Annotated in this window: 26 protein-coding genes and 2 pseudogenes; 14 read left to right on the top strand and 14 right to left on the bottom strand. The window is 71.1% G+C overall.

Annotation, left to right across the window (positions count from 1 at the left end):
* Positions 1 to 83: 83 nt before the first annotated feature.
* Genes mntR through MKL11_RS01505 form a run of 3 tightly spaced genes read left to right on the top strand, consistent with a single transcriptional unit; the run spans position 84 to position 1,231 of the window.
* Positions 84 to 563 carry a manganese-binding transcriptional regulator MntR gene (gene mntR / locus MKL11_RS01515; RefSeq protein ID WP_243939627.1) on the top strand — a complete coding sequence of 160 codons (480 nt, stop codon included), beginning with the start codon at positions 84 to 86 and terminating at the stop codon, positions 561 to 563.
* A gap of 51 nt (positions 564 to 614) precedes the next feature.
* Entirely contained in the window at positions 615 to 875 is a 261-nt protein-coding gene (locus MKL11_RS32985; RefSeq protein ID WP_279600182.1) for a DUF4926 domain-containing protein, read from the top strand.
* Positions 872 to 1,231, top strand: coding sequence for a DUF6883 domain-containing protein (locus MKL11_RS01505; RefSeq protein WP_243939623.1), 360 nt, complete (start codon positions 872 to 874; stop codon positions 1,229 to 1,231). The genes MKL11_RS32985 and MKL11_RS01505 overlap by 4 nt, the downstream gene beginning before the upstream one ends.
* A 16-nt stretch (positions 1,232 to 1,247) precedes the next feature.
* On the opposite strand, the gene MKL11_RS01500 is transcribed toward MKL11_RS01505, so the two are convergent.
* Entirely contained in the window at positions 1,248 to 2,432 is a 1,185-nt protein-coding gene (locus tag MKL11_RS01500) for a putative zinc-binding metallopeptidase (RefSeq protein WP_243939621.1), read from the bottom strand.
* 225 nt (positions 2,433 to 2,657) lie between these two features.
* Between MKL11_RS01500 and MKL11_RS01495 the strand changes: the two genes are divergently transcribed.
* The 5 genes and pseudogenes from MKL11_RS01495 (at position 2,658) to MKL11_RS01475 (ending at position 10,188) form a co-directional block, all read left to right on the top strand.
* Complete coding sequence (locus MKL11_RS01495; RefSeq protein WP_243939618.1) at positions 2,658 to 5,936, top strand: DUF2126 domain-containing protein; 3,279 nt, start codon at positions 2,658 to 2,660, stop codon at positions 5,934 to 5,936.
* A 13-nt stretch (positions 5,937 to 5,949) separates the two neighbouring features.
* Positions 5,950 to 8,499 carry a circularly permuted type 2 ATP-grasp protein gene (locus MKL11_RS01490; protein ID WP_243939647.1) on the top strand — a complete coding sequence of 850 codons (2,550 nt, stop codon included), beginning with the start codon at positions 5,950 to 5,952 and terminating at the stop codon, positions 8,497 to 8,499.
* A 118-nt stretch (positions 8,500 to 8,617) separates the two neighbouring features.
* Positions 8,618 to 9,532 carry a transglutaminase family protein gene (locus MKL11_RS01485; protein WP_243939616.1) on the top strand — a complete coding sequence of 305 codons (915 nt, stop codon included), beginning with the start codon at positions 8,618 to 8,620 and terminating at the stop codon, positions 9,530 to 9,532.
* Between the two features lie 111 nt (positions 9,533 to 9,643).
* Positions 9,644 to 9,862 (top strand): annotated as a pseudogene (locus MKL11_RS01480) (antitoxin MazE family protein); the annotation flags it as partial.
* Between the two features lie 2 nt (positions 9,863 to 9,864).
* Entirely contained in the window at positions 9,865 to 10,188 is a 324-nt protein-coding gene (locus MKL11_RS01475; protein ID WP_243939614.1) for a type II toxin-antitoxin system PemK/MazF family toxin, read from the top strand.
* Positions 10,189 to 10,213: 25 nt separating this feature from the next.
* On the opposite strand, the gene MKL11_RS01470 is transcribed toward MKL11_RS01475, so the two are convergent.
* From MKL11_RS01470 to MKL11_RS01450, 5 genes are all read right to left on the bottom strand, one after another.
* On the bottom strand, positions 10,214 to 10,825 hold the full coding sequence (locus tag MKL11_RS01470; protein WP_243939612.1) for a pyridoxamine 5'-phosphate oxidase family protein: 612 nt from the start codon (positions 10,823 to 10,825) through the stop codon (positions 10,214 to 10,216).
* 7 nt (positions 10,826 to 10,832) lie between these two features.
* Entirely contained in the window at positions 10,833 to 12,536 is a 1,704-nt protein-coding gene (locus MKL11_RS01465; RefSeq protein ID WP_243939610.1) for a lysine--tRNA ligase, read from the bottom strand.
* Positions 12,537 to 12,650: 114 nt separating this feature from the next.
* Positions 12,651 to 12,929, bottom strand: a complete 279-nt coding sequence (locus MKL11_RS01460) for a type II toxin-antitoxin system RelE/ParE family toxin (protein ID WP_243939608.1) — start codon at positions 12,927 to 12,929, stop codon at positions 12,651 to 12,653.
* The gene (locus MKL11_RS01455) at positions 12,926 to 13,153 is read right to left on the bottom strand and encodes a hypothetical protein (protein ID WP_243939606.1); all 228 of its coding nucleotides are present in this window, start codon (positions 13,151 to 13,153) and stop codon (positions 12,926 to 12,928) included. The genes MKL11_RS01460 and MKL11_RS01455 overlap by 4 nt, the downstream gene beginning before the upstream one ends.
* A gap of 68 nt (positions 13,154 to 13,221) precedes the next feature.
* Positions 13,222 to 14,073 carry a transporter substrate-binding domain-containing protein gene (locus MKL11_RS01450; protein WP_243939604.1) on the bottom strand — a complete coding sequence of 284 codons (852 nt, stop codon included), beginning with the start codon at positions 14,071 to 14,073 and terminating at the stop codon, positions 13,222 to 13,224.
* Between the two features lie 137 nt (positions 14,074 to 14,210).
* Here MKL11_RS01450 and MKL11_RS01445 point away from each other — a divergent pair, with 137 nt between their 5' ends.
* Together MKL11_RS01445 and MKL11_RS01440 are read left to right on the top strand one after the other, a co-directional pair.
* Positions 14,211 to 16,070 (top strand): glycosyltransferase family 2 protein, encoded by a 1,860-nt coding sequence (locus MKL11_RS01445; RefSeq protein WP_243939602.1) that lies wholly within the window; start codon positions 14,211 to 14,213, stop codon positions 16,068 to 16,070.
* A gap of 124 nt (positions 16,071 to 16,194) precedes the next feature.
* Positions 16,195 to 16,404: a cold-shock protein gene (locus tag MKL11_RS01440; RefSeq protein WP_007563113.1), complete on the top strand. Its 210-nt coding sequence runs from the start codon at positions 16,195 to 16,197 to the stop codon at positions 16,402 to 16,404.
* 191 nt (positions 16,405 to 16,595) lie between these two features.
* On the opposite strand, the gene MKL11_RS01435 is transcribed toward MKL11_RS01440, so the two are convergent.
* Complete coding sequence (locus MKL11_RS01435; RefSeq protein ID WP_243939599.1) at positions 16,596 to 17,036, bottom strand: hypothetical protein; 441 nt, start codon at positions 17,034 to 17,036, stop codon at positions 16,596 to 16,598.
* A 130-nt stretch (positions 17,037 to 17,166) separates the two neighbouring features.
* On the opposite strand from MKL11_RS01435, the gene MKL11_RS01430 reads away from it, so the two are divergent.
* Entirely contained in the window at positions 17,167 to 17,430 is a 264-nt protein-coding gene (locus MKL11_RS01430; RefSeq protein WP_243939597.1) for a hypothetical protein, read from the top strand.
* A gap of 66 nt (positions 17,431 to 17,496) precedes the next feature.
* Here MKL11_RS01430 and MKL11_RS01425 read toward each other — a convergent pair whose 3' ends face one another.
* The gene (locus MKL11_RS01425; protein WP_243939596.1) at positions 17,497 to 17,883 is read right to left on the bottom strand and encodes a TIGR02300 family protein; all 387 of its coding nucleotides are present in this window, start codon (positions 17,881 to 17,883) and stop codon (positions 17,497 to 17,499) included.
* 364 nt (positions 17,884 to 18,247) lie between these two features.
* Here MKL11_RS01425 and MKL11_RS01420 point away from each other — a divergent pair, with 364 nt between their 5' ends.
* The 3 genes from MKL11_RS01420 (at position 18,248) to MKL11_RS01410 (ending at position 19,125) form a co-directional block, all read left to right on the top strand.
* Positions 18,248 to 18,451 carry a hypothetical protein gene (locus MKL11_RS01420; RefSeq protein ID WP_058192874.1) on the top strand — a complete coding sequence of 68 codons (204 nt, stop codon included), beginning with the start codon at positions 18,248 to 18,250 and terminating at the stop codon, positions 18,449 to 18,451.
* A gap of 198 nt (positions 18,452 to 18,649) precedes the next feature.
* A complete protein-coding gene (locus MKL11_RS01415; protein WP_243939595.1) occupies positions 18,650 to 18,883 on the top strand; it encodes a hypothetical protein in 234 nt (77 codons plus the stop codon).
* The gene (locus MKL11_RS01410; protein ID WP_243939594.1) at positions 18,880 to 19,125 is read left to right on the top strand and encodes a hypothetical protein; all 246 of its coding nucleotides are present in this window, start codon (positions 18,880 to 18,882) and stop codon (positions 19,123 to 19,125) included. Before MKL11_RS01415 ends, MKL11_RS01410 begins: the two co-directional genes overlap by 4 nt.
* A 40-nt stretch (positions 19,126 to 19,165) precedes the next feature.
* Here the strand turns inward: MKL11_RS01410 and MKL11_RS01405 are convergent, their stop codons facing one another.
* The 6 genes and pseudogenes from MKL11_RS01405 to MKL11_RS01380 form a co-directional block, all read right to left on the bottom strand.
* Entirely contained in the window at positions 19,166 to 20,557 is a 1,392-nt protein-coding gene (locus MKL11_RS01405; protein ID WP_243939593.1) for an L-serine ammonia-lyase, read from the bottom strand.
* A 272-nt stretch (positions 20,558 to 20,829) separates the two neighbouring features.
* Positions 20,830 to 21,030, bottom strand: coding sequence for a hypothetical protein (locus MKL11_RS01400; protein WP_243939592.1), 201 nt, complete (start codon positions 21,028 to 21,030; stop codon positions 20,830 to 20,832).
* Positions 21,031 to 21,232: 202 nt separating this feature from the next.
* Complete coding sequence (locus tag MKL11_RS01395) at positions 21,233 to 21,502, bottom strand: GCG_CRPN prefix-to-repeats domain-containing protein (RefSeq protein ID WP_243939591.1); 270 nt, start codon at positions 21,500 to 21,502, stop codon at positions 21,233 to 21,235.
* A 158-nt stretch (positions 21,503 to 21,660) separates the two neighbouring features.
* Entirely contained in the window at positions 21,661 to 21,855 is a 195-nt protein-coding gene (locus tag MKL11_RS01390; protein WP_243939590.1) for a hypothetical protein, read from the bottom strand.
* On the bottom strand, positions 21,848 to 22,030 hold the full coding sequence (locus MKL11_RS01385; protein WP_243939589.1) for a hypothetical protein: 183 nt from the start codon (positions 22,028 to 22,030) through the stop codon (positions 21,848 to 21,850). The genes MKL11_RS01390 and MKL11_RS01385 overlap by 8 nt, the downstream gene beginning before the upstream one ends.
* Before the next feature lie 527 nt (positions 22,031 to 22,557).
* Positions 22,558 to 22,792 (bottom strand): annotated as a pseudogene (locus MKL11_RS01380) (porin family protein); the annotation flags it as partial.

Here is a 22,792-nt window from a genome sequence, read left to right as displayed (position 1 = left end):
GGCATCGCGGGACTCCCCTCTCGGGGGCGGACTTTGCTAAACAGGGGTCGGGCGGCGCCGGGGGGCGGCGAGAGGGAGAGCCGATGCAGGAACCGTCCGAGCCGCTTGCCTCCGAGACTCAAGGCTTGCCCGAGACCGTGCTGGTCGATCCCGAGCGGCACGTGGAGAGCTTCCGCCAGGCCCGCGAGGCCCGGCGCTCCGAACTCGTGGAAGATTACGTCGAGCTGATCGACGACCTGATCGGTGACGGCGGCGAGGCGCGCCAGGTCGACATCGCCGCGCGCCTCGGCGTGGCCCAGCCCACCGTCGCCAAGATGCTCAAGCGCCTGTGCGAGGACGGCTTCGTCCAGCAGCGGCCCTATCGCGGCGTGTTCCTGACCGAGGCCGGCCGCCGGCTCGCCACCCAGGCGCGGGAGCGCCACCGCATCGTCGAGCGCTTCCTGTGCACCCTCGGCGTCAGCCCCGAGACCGCCCGGCGGGACGCCGAGGGGATCGAGCACCATGTCAGCGCCGAGACCCTGGCGGCGTTTCGCGCCTTCGTGGAGAGCCGGCAGGAGACGTGACCGGCGACCGGGCGCATTGTGTCCGACGCGGGACGGCGTATCGTGTGTGCGATGCGTGCGCCCTTGCCGAAATCGCCCCTGCCACCCATCGGCGGACTTGGTTCCGAGCCGGTCCGCGAGCTCGACCGTGTCCGGATTCTGCGGGCTGTCTCAGGCGACGACGGCGTGACGGTTCCGGCGGGTTCAACCGGCACCGTCGTGGCGATCTATGCCGATGGCGAGGCCTTCGAGGTCGAGTTCACGGACCCGGTCGACACACTTGCGACGGTCGAGGCCGACACCGTTTGCCTCGTCGAGCGGGCGGTCGTGTGACCGAGCCGGACGCTTGGCCATCCCGCTTTCACGTCGCCCCGGCCAAGGTCACCGCCTATCTGCTCAATCCGAACCATCGGGACGGCGCTGCGAAGTGCCGCTTCCTCGCCGCGTTCGGGTTCACGCCCGGCAATCCGGACGTCATGATCGGCGCGCTGCTTGATCATGGCCAGCGGCCGAATTTTCGGGGATTCCTGCCGGGCTATCGGGCTACCAAACTCGACTTCGAGGGGCCGCTTGCCGCCCGCGCCGGCGTGGATCCGCAGGTCAGAACCGTCTGGCAGGTCGATGATACCGATCCGTCCCGGACAGCCCGGTTCATAACCCTGAAGCCGCTTCCACGACCGCGACCCTGACCGTCCGTCGAACGCTTCACACCGTCGGTGCCGCCACCTTCTGGCGCAGCCCCAGGATCACCGCGCGCAGCATCTCCGCCCCCGCCTCGCCGGGATCCGGCAGGGTGCCGGAGCGGGAGGCGTAGATCCGCTCGTGCACGAAGGCGAGCTTGGCGATCACCGTCGGCGTCAGCTTGAACGGGTAGAGCGCCGGCTGGCCCATGCTGTGGGACAGGGAGTTGATCGCGTAGGTCAGCGGCAGCCAGGCCTCGATCAGCCGGTCGAGGTCCTGGGTGTCGTAGGGGTCGAAATCGATCACCGTAGGGGCCGCCGTGGCGTTGCGCAGGCGCGGGCGCACGTGCAGCTCGAAGGTCGAGGCGGTCTCAACCGTATCGACGATGTGCAGGTAATGCGCGAAGGTCTCGGCGAAATCCTCCCACGGATGGGCGGTGGCGTAGGCCGAGACGTAGGATTCCTCCCAGTCGGCCGGGGCGCCGTGGGCGTAATGGTCCTGCAGGGCCCGGACGTAGTTCAGGCTCTCGTCGCCGAACAGCGCCCGGAACGCGCCCATGGTCGGCCCGTTCATCACCAGCAGGTACCAGAAGTAGTGCCCGATCTCGTGCCGGAAGTGGCCGAGCAGGGTGCGGTAATGCTCGCCGAACAGGATCCGGCGCCGCTCGCGCTCGACGTCGTCGGCCTCGGCGATGTTCATGGTGATCAGGCCGTTGATGTGGCCCGTGAGCACCGGCGGCCCGTAGGAAAAGCTCTCGGACGGATCGACCAGGAAATCGAAGGCCAGCCCGTCCGTGTACTGGGCCCGGGTCGCCAGCGGCAGTTCGAGGCGCAGCAGCGAGTAGAACAGCCGGCGCTTGGCCGCCTCGATCTGGCGCCAGCGCGCGAGGTTCCAGGAGTGCGACAGGTCCGGCACGACCCGGTTGTGCCGGCATGCGGTACAGAAGATATCGGGGCTGTTCTCCGGCACCAGCCAGTTGCAGGCGCCCGAGAGGGCGTTGTTGCAGTAGCGGTAGCGTGGGCCGGAATCGGCGTAGGCGTGGAAGGTCTGGGCCCCGCCCATGGCCGGATGGGCCGAGAGGCCCACGGGCTCCAGGGCCGAGACCGCATGGACCGCGCGAGCATAGCCCAGCCTGCGCGCGCAGCTCTCGCAGGCGGTCGCCTCGAAGGTGACCGGCTGGTCGCAGGCTTGGCACTGGAAGAGCTTCATCGCGCGGTCCCGGGCCGGCAGCCGGCCCACCTCCCGATCAAATAGGCGCGAGCGGCAAAGTTCCGGCCAAGGTCGGCGGCGAACCACGGAAGCCGTGGTCGCCGCACGGAAATTGCTTGTGGCCCCATCCTTGGCACATAACCATGCTGGGGCCCGGGACGATCGACCCGTTGTAGCGCCCAGTATCGGCTACGAGACCGCATTCGATCTTCAGACGGAGCCATCGTGTCGATCAAAGCCGCCCTGCACCATGTCACGCATTACCGCTACGACAGGCCGATCAGCCTCGGTCCCCAGGTGGTGCGCCTGCGCCCGGCCCCGCACGCGCGCACCAAGGTGCCGGCCTACGCGCTGACGGTGACGCCCGCCAACCACTTCCTCAACTGGCAGCAGGATCCGAGCGGCAACTGGCTCGCCCGCCTGGTCTTCCCGGAGAAGACCGACGAGCTGAAGATCGAGGTCGACCTCACCGCCGAGATGGCGGTGATCAACCCGTTCGACTTCTTCGTGGAGGATTACGCGCAAGGCCGGAATTTCGCGTACGAGCCCGACCTCTCGGAGGAGCTGGCGCCCTACCTGGCCCCCGTGGACGCGGACGGGCCGGAGATCGAGGCGCTGCTCGCCCGGCTTCCCGAGGAGCAGAGCACGGTCCTGTTCCTGGTGGCGCTCAACGGCCTGATCGCCCGCGAGATCGCCTACGGCGTGCGCCTGGAGCCGGGGGTCCAGACGCCGGCCGAGACGCTGCGGCTCAAGAGCGGCTCCTGCCGGGATTCGGCCTGGCTGCTCGTGCAGGTGCTGCGCCGGATCGGGCTCGCCGCCCGCTTCGTCTCCGGCTACCTCATCCAGCTCGTGCCCGACACCACCGCGGTCGACGGCCCGGCCGGCGCATCGGCGGACTTCACCGACCTGCATGCCTGGGCCGAGGTCTATCTGCCCGGTGCCGGCTGGATCGGCATGGACGCGACCTCCGGCCTGCTCACCGGCGAGGGCCACATCCCGCTCGCCGCGACCCCGCATTACCGCTCGGCCGCGCCGATCTCGGGCGTCGCCGAGCCGGCCAAGACCGAGTTCGGCTTCGCGATGAGCATCACCCGGGTCGCCGAGACGCCCCGGATCACCAAGCCCTATTCCGAGGCGGTCTGGTCGGCCATGGACGCGCTCGGCGAGCGGATCGATGCCGACCTCGTGGCCCAGGACGTCCGGCTGACCATGGGCGGCGAGCCGACCTTCGTGTCGGTGGACGATTTCGAGGCGCCGGAATGGAACATCGCCGCGGTCGGCCCGACCAAGCGGCGGCTGGCCGATACCCTGATCCGGCGCCTGCGCGACCGCTTCGGTCCGGGCGGGCTGCTGCATTACGGCCAGGGCAAGTGGTATCCCGGCGAGAGCCTGCCGCGCTGGGCCTTCGCGCTCTACTGGCGCAAGGACGGCAAGCCGATCTGGACGGATTCGGCGCTGATCGCCCCGGAAGCGGGCGAGGGGGCCGAGGGGACCGCCACCATCGCCCAGGCCAAGGCGCTGGCCGAGACCCTGGCCCGCCGGCTCGGCCTGTCCGACTACGTCTTCCCGGCTTTCGAGGACGGCGAGCTCTGGGAGAAGAAGGCCGCGGAGCTGCCGGTCAACGTCACGCCGGCCGCCGCCAAGTCCGGCTCGGTGGAGTTCGACGCCCGGATCCGGCGCGTCTACGCCCGCGGGCTCGGGGAGCCGGCGGGCTACGTCCTGCCCCTGGCGAGCCTGCCCACCGGCAAGGACGGTGACGCCGACCGGGTCTGGATCTCGGAGAAGTGGGAGCTCCGCCGGGGCCAGGCCTTCCTGGTGCCGGGCGATTCGCCCCTGGGCTTCCGGCTGCCCCTGTCGTCCCTGCCCTACGTGCCGCCGGAGCACTATCCCTATTACCAGCCGCAGGACCCGCTGGAGGCCCGCGGCCCCCTCCCCGACGACCCGATGGCCGAGACCGTCGTCAACGGCGCCGGCGTCACCGGCGTCGCGGTGCGGACCGCGCTCGCCATCGAGCCCCGGGACGGGATCGTGCGGGTGTTCATGCCCCCGACCCAGCGCGCCGACGAGTATCTCGAACTCGCCGCCCATCTCGAGGCCGCCGCCGCTGAACTGAAGCTGCCGATCCACATCGAGGGCTACGAGCCGCCCTACGATGCGCGCATCGGCCTGATCAAGGTCACCCCCGATCCCGGGGTGATCGAGGTCAACGTCCACCCGGCCGCCTCCTGGCGCGAGGCGGTGGCGATCACCACCGACCTCTACGCCGAGGCCCGGCAGACCCGGCTCGGCGCGGAGAAGTTCATGGTCGACGGGCGCCATACCGGCACCGGCGGCGGCAACCACGTGGTCATGGGTGGCGTCACCCCGGACGATTCGCCGTTCCTGCGCCGGCCCGACCTGCTCAAGAGCCTGGTGCTCTACTGGCAGCGCCACCCGGCGCTCTCATACCTGTTCTCCGGCCTCTATATCGGCCCGACCAGCCAGGCCCCGCGCATGGACGAGGCCCGCCATGACGGGCTCTACGAATTGGAGATCGCGCTCGCCCAGATCCCGGCCGCCGACGCGCCCAACATCCCGCGCTGGCTGGTCGACCGGGTGTTCCGCAACATCCTGGTGGACGTCACCGGCAACACCCACCGGGCCGAGATCTGCATCGACAAGCTGTACTCGCCGGACGGTCCCACCGGCCGCCTCGGCCTGCTGGAGTTCCGGGCCTTCGAGATGCCCCCGGACGCCCGCATGAGCCTCGCGCAGCAATTGCTGCTGCGGGCCCTGGTGGCGTGGCTGTGGCGCGAGCCGCAGACCGGCGGTTGTGTCCGCTGGGGCACGACACTCCACGATCGCTTCATGCTGCCGCATTTCCTCTGGGCCGACTTCCTGGGGGTGCTGGAGGATCTCGGGGCGGCGGGCTACGCTTTCGATCCGGTCGCCTTCGAGGCGCAGGCCCAGTTCCGCTTCCCGGTCTTCGGCGTGGTCGAGCAGGGCGGGGTCCGGATGGAACTGCGCCAGGCGCTGGAGCCCTGGCACGTGATGGGCGAGGAAGGGACCAGCGGGGGCACCGTGCGCTTCGTCGACAGCTCGGTCGAGCGGCTTCAGGTCAAGGTCGAGGGCTTCGTGCCCGGGCGGCACGTCATCGCCTGCAACGGCCGGCGGCTGCCCATGACCGGCACCGGCCGCGCCGGCGAGGCCGTGGCCGGCTTGCGCTTCAAGGCTTGGCAGCCGGCCTCCTCCCTGCACCCGACGATTCCGGCCCACTCGCCGCTGACCTTCGACATCCTCGACGCCTGGAGCGGGCGCTCGCTCGGCGGCTGCCGCTACCACGTCGCCCATCCGGGCGGCCGGAACTACGAGACCCACCCGGTCAACGCCTACGAGGCGGAAGGGCGTCGCCTCGCCCGCTTCGAGCCGCTGGGCCACACGCCGGGCCGGATCGAGATGCCCCGCGCCGAGACGAGCGCCGAGTTCCCGCTGACCCTCGACCTGCGCACGCCGGCCCCGACATGACCGGGGCCTGGTGATGGAGGCGGCGCTCGCATCCGGCGCCGTCCGGGCCGAGGCGGCGGAGAGTTCGCGCGAGAGCCCTGGGGAGCGCATCGCGCGCTGGACCGCGGGTTACCGGCCCGTCCCCGGCCGGCCGGACGAGTTCCTGGGTGACGACGGCGCCCCGCGCGGGGCGTGGCCGCGCCTGCTCGACCATCTCGGCGCGCTGACCGAGCCGGAGATCCTGGCCCGCTTCGTCTCGGCGGAGCGGCACATCCGGGATGCCGGCATCTCCTTCCGCATCTCCGGCGACCAGCGCGAGCATCCCTGGCCGCTGGGCTGCCTGCCCCTGGTGGTCGAAGCCGCCGAGTGGCGGGATCTCAGCGCCGGCATCGTCCAGCGCGCCGGGCTGATGGAGGCGATCCTCGCCGACGCCTACGGCGAGGGCCGGCTGGTCGCGGATGGGCTGCTGCCCGCCGCGATCGTGGCCGGGACGCCCGAGTTCCTCCACCCCCTGCACGGGGTCGCGCCTCCCGGCGGCCACTATCTGAAGCTCTACGCCGCCGATATCGGCCGGGGGCCGGACGGGCGCTGGCAGGTCCTGGCCGACCGGACGCAGGCGCCCTCGGGCCTCGGCTGGGCGCTGGAGAACCGCATGGTCCTGGCCCGGACCTTCCCGGACCTGTTCCAGGACCTCCATGTCGAGCGCCTGCCGGCCTTCTTCCAGGCGTTCCGCGAGGGGCTGGCGCTGGGGGCCGAGCGCGCCGATCCGCGCATCTGCCTGCTGACCTCCGGCCCCTACAGCAGCACCTATGTCGAGCAGGCCGCGCTCGCCCGCTATCTCGGCCTGATGCTGGTGGAGGGCGACGACCTGGTCATGCGGGACGGCGCCCTGCATGTCCGCACCGTCTCCGGGCTGAAGCGGGCCGACGCCGTGTGGCGGCGGATCGATGCCGACTATCTCGATCCCCTCGAGCTCAATCCGGCCTCGCGGCTGGGCGTGCCCGGGGTGATCGAGGCCCTGCGCAACGGCTCCGTGGTGATGGCCAACATGCCGGGCTCGGGGCTGATCGAGTCCGCGGCGCTCGCCCCCTATCTCGACGGCATCGCCCGCCGGCTGCTGGGCGAGCCCCTGCGGCTCGGGCATCCCCGGGCTTGGTGGTGCGGCGACCTCGAAGGCCTGGCCCATGCTCAGGCGAATCTCGACAGCCTGACCCTGCGCCCGGCCGCCACGCCCCAGCGCGGGGCGGGCCGCGACGCGATGCTGGCCCCGCACGCCCTGGCGGCCGAGCGGGCGCGGGTCGTGGCGGCCCTGCGCGACCGGCCGTTCGACTACGTCGCCCAGGAGGCCGCGCCGCTCTCGACCATGCCGGGCTGGGAGCGCGGCGAGACCGGCCTCACCCTGGTGCCCCGCCCCTTCGTGGTGCGCGTCTTCGCAACCCGGACGCCGTCCGGCTGGCAGGTGATGCCGGGCGGCTTCTGCCGGGTCTCGGAGGGCGAGGATGTCGACCCGATCGAGATGCGGCTCGGCATCCGCTCGGCCGACCTGTGGGTGCTGTCCGAGAGCCCGGTCGAGGCGCCGCTGATCGGCTCCCACGCGGCCCCGCGGGTGCGCCGGGTCGGCGGCCACCTGCCCTCCCGGGCCGCCGACGGCCTGTTCTGGCTCGGCCGCTACCTCGAACGCGCCGAGGCCGTGATCCGGCTGGTCCTGGCCCATCTGCGCAGCGTCGGCGACGCGGTCGGGGCCGACATCTCCGGGGCCCTCGACACCCCGGCGGCCCTCGCCCTGCGGGCTCTGCTGCACGAATGGGGCGCCACCGGCGCCGCCGACCTGCCCACCGCCCGGCTCGCCCAGGAGGCGCTCACCGGGCGCGAGCGCTCGGGCTCGGCCCGCGCCCACATCGTCTCGGCCCGGCGCAACGCCGCCGCGCTGCGCGCCCGCCTCTCCGGCGAGGCCTGGCGGGTGCTGGCCGATCTGATCGAGCTCCTGTCGCTCGAGACCGAGCGGACCTTCACCGAGTCGCAGCTCGCCGGCCGCGCCGAGCGGGCGCTGAGCCAGCTGGCTGCGCTCTCCGGCCTCACCCACGAGAACATGAGCCGGGCGGAGGGCTGGCACTTCGTCGAGCTCGGCCGTCGCGTCGAGCGGGCGATCAACACCTGCACCTTCGCGCTGTCCTTCGCCAACGACGAGGCGACCCCGGGCTGCCTCGGGGTGATGCTGTCGCTGTGCGATTCGCAGATCAGCTACGGCCGGCGCTACATGCAGGGCGCGGCCCTTGACCCCGTGCGCGACATGGTGCTGCTCGACCCCTACAACCCGCGCTCGATCGCCTTCCAGGCGGAGGCGATCGCCCGGCACCTCGACGACCTTCCGGCCCTGTCGGCCGACGGCATCCCGGAGCCGCACCGCCGCATCGCCTCGCGGATCCTGGCGGAGCTGCGCAGCGGCGAGGCCGCCGATTTCGACGCCGTGCGCCTCACCGCCCTGGAGACCGACCTCGAACGCCTCGCCGACGGCATCGCGGTGCGCTACTTCCCAGCCGGGCCGAACGCGCTGCGCCCGGAAAAGCTGACGGGCCTGGCCTAATGTGGGGCGCCGCGCAATCCGGCCCGGATTCAGGGGCCTGCGTCAGGATCGCCGCAAGTCCGGTGACTCTTTCGGCCTATGATGCGTACGACAGACGTCGAAACGCGCGGCCGCCGGGATGATCTACACGCTGCGCCACCGCACCACCTACCGCTACGGCAAGCCGGTGCGCTTCGCCCGCTGCTCCCTGCGGCTGAAGCCGCAGGACGGCGAGGGCCAGAGCGTGCTGGCGAGCGCCGTGACCATCGACCCGAGCCCGACCACCGCGCTGATGCGGCGCGACTATTTCGGGATCGAGGCGGTGGCGATCACCCTGGATACGCCCCACACCACCTTCAGCGTCGAGGCGCTCTCCACCGTGCGGGTCGAGCGCCGCGCGCCGCCGGAGCCGGAATCCGGCCATCCCTGGGAGCGGGTCCGCGACGCCGTGGTGGCCGCGCGCGATCTCGGCGGCCGGGCGCCGGTCCATTTCCTGTTCCCGAGCGGCCGGGTGCCCCTCGTCCCCGAGGTGACCGACTACGCCCGGGCGAGCTTTTCGCCCGGCCGCAGCGCCTACGGGGCGGCCCACGACCTGATGCTACGCATCGGCGCCGATTTCCGGTTCGACGCTAAGGCCACGAACGTGCGCACGCCGCTCGCCGAATCCTTCGCGCTGCGGGCGGGGGTCTGCCAGGACTTCGCCCACGTGATGATCGCGGGCCTGCGCGGCATGGGCCTGCCGGCGGCCTATGTCAGCGGCTACCTGCGCACCGTGCCGCCGCCGGGCCGGCCGCGCCTGCGCGGGGCGGATGCGAGCCACGCCTGGGTGGCGGTCTGGTGCGGCGAGGGCTGGCTCGGCCTCGACCCGACCAACGGCGTGCCGGTGCGGGACGACCACATCGTGGTGGTGCGAGGCCGCGATTACGGCGACGTGGCGCCGGTGGACGGCATCGTCAGCGGCTCGGGCAAGCAGCGCCTCAAGGTCGAGGTCGACGTCATCCCCGAGACCGAGACGCAGGATTTTTCCCAGCCCGGCCTCGCCCTGGTGGGGTGAAACCACGCCCGGCCGCGTCGCCTCGCGCACCTTCGGCGATCTGTCCGGGCTGCCCGCTTCGCCTTGACGTTTCTTTTCCTGTATCTGTTACATGTAACGGATGGGGCATTGATGGTCACGTCCATCGCGCAGAGAGTCCGGAAGCGTCGGGACGCCCTGCGCGCGGCCGGGCTCCGGCCGGTGCAGATCTGGGTGCCGGACACGAGCCGGCCGGGTTTCGCCGAGGAATGCCGGCGGCAATCGCTGCTGGTGGCGGCGGCCGATGCCTCAGACCCTGAGTTGAGCGCCTTCCTCGACGCCGCCCTCGCGGATCTCGACGACCCGGCCGAGACGTGCGGCGCGGCGATCTCGTCACCGTCGCCAGGGCGGGCGATTTCGGGAAACCGCGTCCGGCCCTCGTGATCCAGTCCGACGCCTTCGCCGAGACCGGCACCGTGACGGTCCTCCTGCTGTCGGCGACTTTGGTGGACGCACCGCTGATCCGGCTGACCGTGCCGCCGACGCCGGGGAACGGCCTGAACAAGCCGTCTCAGATCCAGATCGACAAGAGCATGTCGGTGCGGCGGGAGAAGGTCGGGCCGCCGATCGGCCGCCTCGATGACGCGACCCTGCTCGCGGTGACGCGCTCCCTCGCGCTGTTCCTCGGGCTCGCGTAGTTTTGGCGACCGGATCGACCGGCCCTCACCACATCGTCTTGGCGGCTCGTTCCGGCCATTCCGCGTCGTAGGCCTGGCCGCCGACATCGCCCGCGGTGAGCGCGGCCAGGATCGCCCCGGGGCTCGGCAGGTCCGCCGGATCGACCCGGGCCTCCGGCTCCCACAGCCGGGATCGGACGATCGCCCGGGCGCATTGGAAATACGCTTCCTCGACCGTGATCACGAGGGCCGTGCGCGGTGCGTGGCCGTCCACCCGGAACGAGGCCAGGAGGTCCGGATCGGCCGAGATCACCGCCCTGCCGTTCACCCGGAAGGTCGTGCCCGAGCCCGGGATCAGAAACAGCAGCGCCACCCGCGGATCGCGCACGACGTTGCGCAGAGAGTCGATCCGGTTGTTGCCGCGCCGGTCGGGCAGGATCAGCGTGCGCGGATCGGCGACGCGGACGAAGCCCGGCCGGTCGCCTCGGGGGCTGCAATCGAGCCCTTCGGGACCGGATGTGGCCAGCACCGCGAACGGCGAGGCGGCGATCAGCACCGCGTAATCCGGCGTGATCGTATCCGTGACCTTGGCCACGGAAGCGGGCGCCAGGGACGCGGCGTAGATCGCCTCCAATTGCGCGACGGTCTCGATGATCATCGCGGCCTCACGCGACCTTGGCGGTGCCGGCCGTGAACGCGGCGTGCTCGGCCACCAGGGCGCCCGACAGGGCCGCCGCGATCAGCGCCCGGGTCTCCGCAACCCCGTAGAGGGCCACGAAGGAGCCGAAGCGCGGGCCCCGGGCCTCGCCGAACAGCACGTTGTACAGGCTCGTGAACCACGCCTGCGACACGCCGGGCCGCCCGTCCGGGCTCTTGGCCTTGCCGGACGTGTCGGGGAAGTGGCGCCGCCCGACCTCGTAGACCGCCGCCTGCAGGGCCTCCGGGTCGGTGGAGCCGGCATGGCCCTTGAGCGTCTCCGAGAGATCCGCCAGGGCCGCCCGCTCCTCGGGCGTCGGTTCCCGGTAGGTCTTGGCGGGCCGCACGAAATCCGAAAAATACTTGAGCGCGTGGACTACCAGCCGGTCGAGGCCCGGATGGGTCTGCGGCCCGGTCTGCGGCGCGTAGCGGCGGATGAAGCCCCACAGCACGGCCGGATCCTCGGTGTTGGCCACCGCGGCGAGGTTGAGCAGCATCGCGAAGGTCAGGCTCGCGCCCTCGACCCGCTCGGGCTCCGGCGGGTTGCCGGCATGCAGGTGCCAGACCGGGTTGCCCAGCCGCAGCTTCGCGTCCTGGCCGGCATAGCGGTCGAGGAAGCCGATATACTCGTCGACGTGCCGGGGAATCACGTCGAAGAACAGGCGCTTGGCCTCGCGGGGCTTGTTGTACATGAACAGGGCGAGCGATTCGGGCGTGCCGTATTTCAGCCACTCGTCGATGGTCAGCCCGTTGCCCTTCGACTTCGAGATTTTCTGGCCCTTTTCGTCGAGGAACAGCTCGTAGTTGAACCCTTCCGGCGGCTCGCCGCCGAGCGCCCGGGCGATCTTGCCCGACAGCTTGACCGAATCGATCAGGTCCTTGCCGGCCATCTCGTAATCGACCCCGAGCGCGACCCAGCGCATCGCCCAGTCGGGCTTCCATTGCAGCTTGGCGTGGCCGCCGGTCACCGGGGTCTCGTAGCGCTCGCCGGTGGCGGGATCGCGCCAGACCAGGGTGCCGGTCTCGACCCGCACCTCGTCGATCGGCACCTGCATCACGTGGCCGGTGACCGGGTGGAGCGGCAGGAACGGCGAGTAGGAGGCCGACCGTTCCGCGCGCAGCGACGGCAGCATGATCTCCATCACGGCATCGTAGCGCTCCAGCACGCGCAGAAGCGCCGCGTCGAATCGGCCCGACGTGTAGTAGTCGGTGGCGGAGGCGAATTCGTAGTCGAAGCCGAAGCTGTCCAGGAAGGCGCGCAGCCGAGCGTTGTTGGCCGCCCCGAAGGACGGGTATGCGTTCGAGAACGGGTCCGGGATCCGCGACAGCGGCTTGCCGAGATGGGCGGCCAGCATCTCGCGGTTCGGCACGTTGTCCGGGACCTTGCGCAGCCCGTCCATGTCGTCCGAGAAGGCGAGCAGCCGGGTCGGCACCGCGTCCCGGGTCAGCACCCGGAAGGCGTGACGGACCATGGAGGTGCGGGCGACCTCCCCGAAGGTGCCGATATGCGGCAGCCCCGACGGCCCGTAGCCGGTCTCGAACAGCACCTCGGTCTTCCCGGATTTCTCCAGCCGCGCGACGAGCTTGCGCGCCTCCTCGAACGGCCAGGCGGCGGCGGTGGCGGCGGCCTCGATCAGATCGGGGTCGAGAATCAGGGCAGGTGCGGCTTGCATGATTTCGGGACTGAGGGAACGCTGGAATTGCGCACCCTAGAGCGGTTCGAGCCCCAGCGGAACGGCTGCCGGTGCAATCCGGCGTCCCGGGGCGGTGCGGGCGGCTCGGAGCTTTCAGGGCTGCGGCCGCCGCGCGGTGTGATGGATACCCAGGATGACGATCTCGTTCGCCGCGACCTGATACGTGATCGCGTAGGAGTAGGGACGTGCCATGAGGCGTCGGATGCCGGGCCGGGCCGTGATGGAGCCCGCAAAGGGGTGGTGCAGCAGAAGGTCCATGGCCGCCTGAAGGCGCTGTTGCACCTTGCGCGCGCCCTGCGGGTTCCGGCGGTTAAGATAGGCGAGCACCTTGTCGAGCTGGGATGCCGCAGGTCGGGTCAGGCGCAGCTTCACAGGCCATATTTGGCCCAGATGGCGCGTACCTCCGCTTCGGTCGCGAAATCACCCCGCGCGGCTGCGGCCTCGGATTCGTCGAGTTCCGCCTCCTCTTCCGGGGTGAACTGGTAGAGGGGCGCATCCTCATGGACGAAGGCCAGCATCACACGGGCGATCGCGTCCTGCATCTCCGGGGCGAGGTCCCGCGCCTTGGCCACCGCCTTGTCGAGAAGATCCGTCATGACTCCATCCTGTCGGGGAGACCCAGCGCGGTGCAGGATCCCCGATTCCCTGTCGGCAAGAAAGCCCCTCAGAACGGGCTCACCGGGAAGAACCGCAGGTACAGCTCGGTGTATTTCCCGTCGTCCCAGACCCGCTGCAGCGCGTCGTCCAGCGCCCGGGACAGGGCCGCGTCCTCCTGGCGGGTGATCAGCCCGATACCCTCGCCGAAATAGCGGTTCTCCAGGTAATCGCCGCCGATCAGGGCGCAGCAATTCTCCGCCTCCTGGCCGCCGACATAGAGGGCGAGGTTGAGGCCGTCGGCGAACAGGTAGTCGACCTCGCCGCGCTTGAGCGCGCCCTCGGCGGCCGCGAGGTCGAGGAATTCCTTTGCGACGGCCTTCGGGAAGAAGGCCTTGAGGTAGGCGGCGTGCGCGCTGCCGCCCATCACCCCGACGCTGCGGCCGGCGAGCGTCGAGGCCGAGGGGACCGGCAGGCCCTTGTCGGTGCGGGCGGCGAAGCGCGCCGGCCAGCGGAAATACGGCCGCGTCGCGAGAAACTTCTCGCGCAACGTTGCGGTCAGCGGGATCGCAGCCGCGATCACGTCGCCCTGTCGGCCGTCCAGGGCGTCCAGCAGGGTATCGAAGCGGCGCGCCTGCACCGTGCAGGTGATCGTCAGCTTCTCGCAGACGGCGCGGGCGAGCTCGACCGCGAAGCCGGTGGGATTGCCGTCCGGGCCGGCGAAGTGCAGCGGCGGGAACTCGTCGTCGGTCAGGAATCGGACCGCCCGGCCGGTCTGGGGCGCCTCGACCCGTTCGCCGCGGCTGCGCGGATTACAGAAATCCGGGACCGTCACGGCAGGCGTCGGGGCTTGCGTCACGGTCTGCGGTGCGGCGCTGGCGGGCCCAGATCCGGCCCATAGGATCGTGGCGAGCACGGCCATCCCGAGGGACGATCGAGCCCGTCGCCCGCCCGCTCTTGACGATGGGAAAGCAGCAATGCTCCTTTCGGAGGGCGGGAACAGGGTCTGGCTCACACCCCTCCTCTACCACGTCCTGGGGCCACCGGGGGAGCGCCGACATGTCGGTGCAGCACCTGCCCACGGCCGACATCGCCCACGAGATCTCCCTGCCCCCGGAGATCGCCTTCCTGCTCGCCGAGGGGGTGGACGTTCGCCTGCTGATTCGGGCCGCCCGGGCTGCCGCCGCTGCCGGAACCGACGCGGCGACCGCGCTTCTGAATGCCGGGCTGCTGGACGAGACGGCGTATTACCGTGCCCTCGCCCGAAAACTCGGCGCCCCCTACCTCGACGGGCCGAACGCGTTCGGCCTCGGCCTGCGCTTTCCCGACAGCCTGGTCGCCGGCCTCGCGCCGCTGGCGCCCGGATCGGTCGCGCCCTGCGTGCTTGCGCCCCGCGGCCGGTTGATCGCCGACCTCCTCGATGGGCCGCACCGTGCCGTGATGCCGGCGATCACCAGCCCGACGCATCTGCGCGAGGCGGTGTTCGCGGCGATCCCCGGGGCGGTGGCGGATCACGCCGCGCAGGATCTGCGACGCCACATGCCCGAGCGGGCCGTGCCGCGCGAGCCCGCGAGCCGGTGGCTGCTGCTCCTCGTCCTCGCGTCGATCGCGGCGCTGTGCCTGTTCGCGCTGCTGCCACCGCCGCTTGCCCGTGCCGTGACCCTGGCGGGGCAGGGCCTGTTCCTGGCGATGACGACGTTCCGGCTGGCCGCTTTGATCATCGCCGCGCCCGTGGCGGCCGATGCCGTCGACCTGCTCACCGACGCCGAGCTGCCGGTCTACACGGTGCTGGTCGCCCTCCATCGTGAGGCCGCGGTGGTGCCCCGCCTGATCCGGGGGCTCATGGCCCTCGATTATCCGGCGGCCAAGCTCGACATCAAGCTCCTGATCGAGGCGGACGACCCCGAGACCGCGGCGGCCCTGGCGCGGATCGCCCTGCCCGCCCGGTTCGAGGTGATCACGGTGCCGCCGGGGGCGCCTCGCACCAAGCCGCGGGCGCTCAACGCCGCCCTCCCCCTCGCCCGCGGCGCCCTGCTCACGGTCTACGACGCCGAGGACGTGCCCGATCCCGGCCAGCCGCGGCTGGCCGCGTCGCTGTTCGCGCGGCTGCCCGAACGCACCGCCTGCCTGCAGGGCCGCCTCGTGATCGACAATGCCGGCGATTCCCGCCTGGCCCGGGCCTTCGCGCTCGAATACGCGGGCCTGTTCGATGTGCTGAACCCGGCGCTCGCGCGCCTCGATCTGCCGATCCCGCTGGGCGGTACCTCGATGCACCTGCGCACCCGGGTGCTGCGGGCGCTCCACGGCTGGGATGCGTGGAACGTCACGGAGGATGCCGATCTCGGGATGCGGCTGGCGCTCGCGGGCTACGGGGTCGGCGACCTGCCGAGCGCCACGATCGAGGAGGCGCCGGCCCGGCTCGGCCCCTGGCTGGCCCAGCGCACCCGCTGGCTGAAGGGCCTGATGCAGACCAGCCTCGCCCATGGCCGCCATCCGCTGGCCAATGCCGCCCGCCTCGGCGGCCTGGAGGCGCTGTGCGCGGCGGCGCTGGTGCCCGGCACGGTGGCCTCGGCCCTGGCCTATCCCGTCTGTCTCGCCTGTGCGGCCTGGAATTTCCTGATCCTGGAGGTCCCGGCCGCCCCGTCCTTCCCGGACAACCTCGCCGCGGGGTTCGCCATCACCCTGTTCGGCGTGGGATTCGCCGCCATGGTCCTGCCGGCCCTGATCGGCTGCGCCCGCCGCGGCTGGGGCGACCTTGCGCAGTCGGCCCCCTGGATGCCGCTCTACTTCCTGCTCGTCAGCCTGGCCGCCTGGCTGGCCCTGGCCGAGCTGGTCCATGCCCCGGTGCGCTGGAACAAGACGCAGCACGGCCTGTCCCGCACCTCGCGCAGCGGCCGATTGCCCCGGCGGGGGTCGTAAAGTGCGGATTCGGATGACACAGCCGTTGTCCGCGCGCGGAACTTTGGGAACAGTCGGCCAAGGCGGCTCGTTCGGCCCCTGCGGCACGTCGCTTTGGCGAGCCGGAGACGACTAGGACAACTCTATGGCTACCGGTACCGTGAAGTGGTTCAACGAGACCAAGGGCTACGGCTTCATCCAGCCCGATGATGGCGGCAAGGACGTGTTCGTCCACATCTCGGCGGTCGAGCGCGCAGGGATGCGCAACCTGATTGAGGGGCAGAAGATCTCCTACGACGTCGAGGCCGATCGGCGCAGCGGCAAGGAGAGCGCGGCCAACCTGAAGGCCGACTGAGCTTTCCCGATCCGGGACCGGAGCGTGGGCGCAGGCTTGCGCTTTGGCTAACCGGAGCCGCCTACCATCGGTCTCGCGAGCCAGGTTGCGTATCGGCTCGCGCCGGTGGACTCGACGACCTCCCGCTGGCCCGTGATCGATCGGGCCGCGGGGGGCTCGCGACGCTCGACATGCCCCGCGGCGCCCGGGATCTATGGGCGCGGGTTCATCAAGGTCGCGTTGCACTCATACGCCTTCCAGACCGGCAGCGAGCCCTCCCGGACGAACATGGCGAAGGCCTCGACCGCCTCCCAGCGATCGAAAGCCTGCTCGCTATCCAGGGCGCGGCCGACGATACAGGCCCCTTCGGGCGCGCCTGCACCGGGCGGGCGGCGTTCCAGCCCGAAAACCACGCCCGATCGGTCGGGCCTCAGCGCGTCCGGCAAGGCCGCGATCCGGCGCCAGAGGCAGTGCCACTGGGCGCAGGCCTCGGGGCGCTCCCGATAGATCCCGCAGGCCCGGCCGGTGTTGTGCCGGCACAGGATCCCCGCCGGCTTGTCGAGCGCCTTGATCTCCAGAACCTTGCAACAGGCCGTGCACGATCCGCAGGATCGGCCGGGGACGAGGGCGCCTGCGCCTTGCGGGGCCGTCAAGCGCAGGTAGCCGCAGCTGCGGACGTCATCGCTGATCCTGTGATGGGTCGACGCGCACGGGACCCGGCGGAAGGCCGGCCCGGGACGTTACGGTGTTGCGGCCCGTCGCCCGCGGTGGAGAATCTTGCGGATGCCCGAGAACGCCACCCTCTGGGACCTCGTATCCGACGAACGCATCGCGATCGAGGAGGTCGGCTGCGCGGTCGACATGTACCTCGCCGAACCGACCACGCAGACCCACGCGCTCGGGCCGGATCACGTCCTCGACCTGGCCGCGGCCGTCGCTGCGCATGCCTTCGCACCCGCCACGATGGTCGATGTCGAGGCCGACGAGCCGTCGCGCCGCATGGCCGTGCGATCGGCCCTGCTCATGGCACGTCCCACGGCCCGATGACGCGCCTCAGCGCCCCCTCGCGCTCGACCGCGCCTGCCCCTCTCGGAGCGGCGCAGGCCGTCAGCCCTACTCGTCGTCGTCGTCGTTGACTTCCACGAGATCGGCGGTGTTGTCGTCGTCCTCGTCGACCACGAGCGTATCGTCCTCGACCGTCTCGCCGTCATCCTCGATGTCCAGGGCGTCGTCGCCCTCGGTATCGGTGTCCTTGTCGGCCTCTTCGGCCTCGACCTCGTCGAGCGAGACGAGCTCGGGACCCTCGGCCTCGTCCTCCTCTTCGACCGGCGCCTCCTTGCGGGCCACGACCGGAGGGGCCGCCCGACCGAACGAGGTCGCGACGGCGGTGGGGACGACTTCGCCCGAGTAGGGGGAGACGACGGGATCCTTGTTGAGGTCGTAGAATTTCTTCCCCGTCGTCGGGCAGATCCGCTTTGTACCGAGATCCGGACGCGCCACTGCAACTCTCCTTAAGAACGTGTTCGATGCCGGTTTGCCGGCGTGGTTTCGAGGGGGTGTAGCACAGGAGGGCGTCTGGAGGCCCGCCCCTGCTGAAAGGGTCCCTGGTGCGTCGGACCGGATATCGGAGCCGGCACGATGCGTTAGCTTTTTGATTCCCGTTGTCTTTCCCGAAAGTCGGATGACACCTTTCGGGACGATGCTCTAGTGCCCGCGGCCGGGTCGACGACCGGCGGGACGCGCCTGTCCGGATGCCCGGGCAGCGGTGCCGTATCGGTGCGCTACCCCCAGCCCATGACAGATTGCACCGCGGAATGCCCGCAGGTGACTGGCATCCGCGCGGCAAGGCTGGCATAGGGCACTTATGTCAGACGTACCACACCCCTACTCCATCGAGGTCTCCCCCATCGCCAAGCCGGAGGGCCATTTCCAATGGGCCATCCGCCGGAGCGGCAAGCTGATCGAGCGATCCGACCGTCCGCACCGCAGCGAGGCGAAGGCGTTCGAAAGCGCCATGGAGGCGATCGAGCGCGCCATGAAGCCGGGTGCCGACGGCGGCCGTCGCTGACGCATGAGCCCGGCGGCAGCGCCTCACGATCCCTGATCCGAGGCGCGCCGAATCGGCCGCGACGCCGGCGGCTCGCCCCGTGGCGGGCTCGGCCGGCACACCTGTCCGCCCACGACGGGCGGGCAGCGTGGCGCGCGTGGCCGATCGGAGCGCGATCGGCGGTCGGAGAACCAACGGCGGCCCCGCTCGTTGTCCAACATGCCGCAGCGGAAACACCAGCCTGACTGCTCCTGTGCGACCCTGCGGGAACGGCTCGCGTTCAACATCCTGTTGGACGAGTTCGCGATCGCGGCGCTGTCCGACGCGCTGGCCCTCCTGCACGCCACCGGGGATCCGGGCGTCACGCAGATCGAGCACACGATCCGGACCCACCGCATCGCCATCCTGAAGCAGCGCGTCATCCTGGGCGCCGCGGGCATCGAACTCGAATGACCGCCGCCCCGCCCTTCGTCGTGCGCGCCAGGAAGCCGCACGGGACCGCGACGTACAATTGTCCCACGCCGGAATGGGCGCTCAAGAAGCTCGCCGACTTCCGGGCCGCGGGCCATGACAGCATCACCATCACCGGGCCGGACGGGCAGCCCCTCGCCGAGGCCGACCTCCGCGCCATGGTCGAAGGTCCCGACGGCACGGGCCGCGCTGCCGCCCGCGTCACGGCCGATCTCAAGTCCTGAGCGCGGGGTGACGGCCCGCTTCGCCTGACGCGATCCCGCGTCAGCACTCCGGCAGGTTGACCGCGAGCCCGGCCAGGCTCGTCTCCTTGTACTTGGCGCTCATCTCCTCGCCGGTCTGCCGCATCGCCGCGATGCAATTGTCCAGCGGCATGAAATGCGAGCCGTCGCCGCGCAGAGCCAGCGAGGCCGCCGCCACCGCCTTGGTGGCGCCGATCCCGTTGCGCTCGATGCAGGGCACCTGCACCAGGCCGGCGACGGGATCGCAGGTCATGCCGAGGTGATGCTCCAGGGCGATCTCGGCGGCGTTCTCGACCTGGGCGGGCGTCCCGCCGAGCACGGCGCAGAGACCCGCCGCCGCCATGGCGCTGGCCGAGCCGACCTCCCCCTGGCAGCCGGCCTCGGCCCCGGAGATCGAGGCGTTGTGCTTGATCAGGCCGCCGATCGCCGCGGCCGTCAGCAGGAATTCCGGGATCCGCCCCGGATCGGCGCCGATGCAATGATCGACGTAGTACCGGATCACCGCCGGAACGACCCCGGCGGCGCCGTTGGTCGGAGCGGTCACGACTTTGCCGCCGGCGGCGTTCTCCTCGTTGACCGCCATGGCGTAGACGCTGAGCCAGTCGGTCATGATGTGCGGCTGGGCGGTGTTGGAGCCGTGCTCGCGGTCGAGCTGGTCGCGGATGCGCTTGGCCCGGCGCTTGACCCGCAGGCCGCCGGGCAATTCGCCCTCCCGGGACAGGCCGCGCTCGACGCAGGCGTTCATGGCCCGCCAGATCCGGGCGAGGCCCGCATCGACCTCCGCCTCGGCGCGGCCGACGACCTCGTTGGCGCGCTTCATCGCGGCCACCGACAGGCCGCTCTCGCGGGCCATGCGCAGCATCGCCGCCGAGGTCTCGAACGGATAGGGCCACAGCCGCAGGTCCGCGGCCGCGCTGGGCGGCGGCAGGTCGGCCGCGCGCTGGGCCGCGGTGACGACGAAGCCGCCGCCGATCGAATAATAGGTCTCGGACAGGATCGGCGCGTCGGCCGCATCGAGGGCGGTGATCACCAGCCCATTCGCGTGCCCGGGCAGCGGCGGCCCGTAATCGAACACGATCGCGGTCGCGGGATCGAAGGCGAGGACAGGTAGTTCCGCCGGCGCGAGACGCTTCTCGGCCCGCAACGCCTCGAGCGCGCGCTCGGCGTCGTCCATGGCGATGTCGGCCGGCCGGAAGCCGAGGAGGCCGAGCGCCACCGCCCGGTCGGTGGCATGTCCCCGGCCGGTGAAGGCCAGCGAGCCGTGCAGGCTCACCCGGAGGGCCGCCGCTGCGGTGCGCGCGTCATGCCTGCGCAGGAGATCCAAAAAATCGGCGGCGGCCGTCATCGGACCCATCGTGTGGGACGAGGAGGGGCCGATTCCCGGCTTGAACACGTCGAACACGCTGAGAAACATCGGTCTGCCTGTCCCGGCCGCATGGCCCCGTCACGGCCCGCAGCGCCTCTTCCCCGAAAGCCAACGCCGTGCCATCGGCCCGACGGCCGCCCGGGTTGTCGATGCGGCGTTGGGACTAGCCTCCGTCAAGGTCGTCCGGCACCCAATGGAAGAAACGCGCCAAGCATCGACGGGGGCCCAAGGTCCGGGCCGACGCCTGCCCGGCACGCCGCACCGGAAGCCCGAGGCGAGGTGTCGGGCGCGCGGGTCGGAACCGGGCTTCCGCCGGCGTCCTACGCCTCGTCGGCGGAGGGTTCGATCGGGGCGGGATCGGGATTCCGGGTCGCCGTCGAGCGGTCGGCCGCATCCCGAGCCTCCGGGTCGAACGCCGATCGCGGATAACCGTTCGCGCCGAGGCGCTTCCGACCGGCGCGATCGCTCGCCTTCCGGTCCTTCGGAGAGGGGTGGGCGCTGCCGCTCTGATCCCGGGCCATCGCGAATTCCTGACCTCACGTCCAACCGGTGAAGCGGTCCCGGGTTCGGTGCCGGTGGGAATCGAGTGCGCGCCGCCGAAGCGGGCACCAATTCGACGGCAGCGCACGCATCACGTCGGCGACCGAGAGCCGTCTCCGATCGCGGCGCGGTCGCGACGGCTCTCGGTGTGGCCGGGGCGGAAGGCCCCGGCATGCGGTGGCTTCAGTAGCGACAGACCCGCCGCGGGCCGAACGGCGTCGGGCGGAAGAAGCAGCGGGGGCCGTAGAAGCGCGGCCGGCGGTAGATCGGGCGGCAGCGGCCGTAGGGCCCGGGGGCGAAGCCGGGACCGCACCCGTAAGCGATCGTGGTGATCGGCGCGGTGCCGGTGATGGTGTCGGCGGCCAGCGGGGCAAGGGGCGCGGCGCTGGCGGAGGCCAGGCCGAGACCGCCGGCGACGGCTGCGGCTACCGCGAGCATCTTCACGTGCATCATGGTCAGACCCTCTGTGCAAACCCGCGCCGGATCGGCCCGGCGCGAGGTGCCGGGAGATTGGTCCTGCGGCCTGAATAGCCGGTGACCTTAGCTATTACCGCCCAGAAACAAATCGATCCGCCGCCCGCGGGATCGGGTCATGGTCACGGGCCGTCCGGCTAGCCGCGCTCGGCCCCGGGGCTGGTGCCGCTCCGAGCCGCCTCCTCCGCCTCGGTGCCGGCTCGATCCATCGGCCCGTCCTGGGCCTTGACCGTGCCGGTGGCCGTGTCCAGCGGCGCGTTGGCTAGGCCGCCGCTTTCCGGCTTGCCCCAGGGCATCCGCCGAGCCTGCGTGTCGGTCGGCGCGTCAGCCATGCTGGGGTCCCTGCGCGTCGGGCGAGTCGGCCTTCGGGTTCTCCTCCGAGGAAGCCGGTGTGGTGCCGGCGGCCGGAGGGGCGGGGTGTTGCCCGGCGGCTGCCCGCGCCCGGCGCTGGGCGTCGTATTCGGTCTCGGCGAGGTCTTGCGTGTTGGCCGTCGGTCGGTCGGGCATGCGGAACTCCTTTCGGAGGCAACCGCGCGAGACGCCTTCGGTATCCGGCCGCCATGACCGGGAGCCCGTCAGAGTGCCGGCGCGGGGTGTCCGATGTTCGGCCGCAGCGGGCCGGATGCGCGCAGGAACACCGCGTCAGCGTTCTTGTGTTGACGGCCAAATCTACGGTCGCAAGGCGCAGCGATGTCGGGAACGGCCCGGAAGACCGATCCGAAACTGTGGGACACGATCAAGCACCGGGTCACCGAGTCCGACAAGGGCGGCAAGCCCTGTCAATACGCGCCGGCGGACAGTCCGGCCCGCCGGAGGCCGATCTGGAACACGCGGCTCACATATAGGCCGGCTCATACAAAGACGTCCCGGGAGGTTGTCCCGGGACGCTCCTCGACTAAGCGGCCAGTCTGATCGGGCTGGGGATGCTTAGGTCAAGCGGTATCGGCTGAGTCTGGAAGCACCGCACAGCACGCCCGATCGCCGGGCGACGTCCTCCGCACACGACGGCGCGGAGGGCGGCTTGTGAGCGGTTCTTAGTACGAGCCGAACTTGTAGTTCAGGCCGGCGCGGACGACGGCGAACTCGTCGGCGCGGCGGCCGATCGGGCTGTAATAGGCCGGGACGAGGTTGGCGGCGTTGACCACCAGGGCGCCCTGGTTGCGGTTGTTGCGGTCGAGGTTGACGTACAGGCCTTCGACCTTGAGCGTCACTGCCGAGGAGCGGAAGAAGTTCAGGAACGACTCGGTGGGGAGGGCGTACTCGATGCCG

The organism is Methylobacterium sp. J-077, assembly GCF_022829365.1.
In the GTDB taxonomy this organism is placed as follows: domain Bacteria; phylum Pseudomonadota; class Alphaproteobacteria; order Rhizobiales; family Beijerinckiaceae; genus Methylobacterium.
The sequence above is the reverse complement of the archived record's forward strand: the minus strand, read 5'-3'. Positions and strand labels throughout refer to the sequence as shown.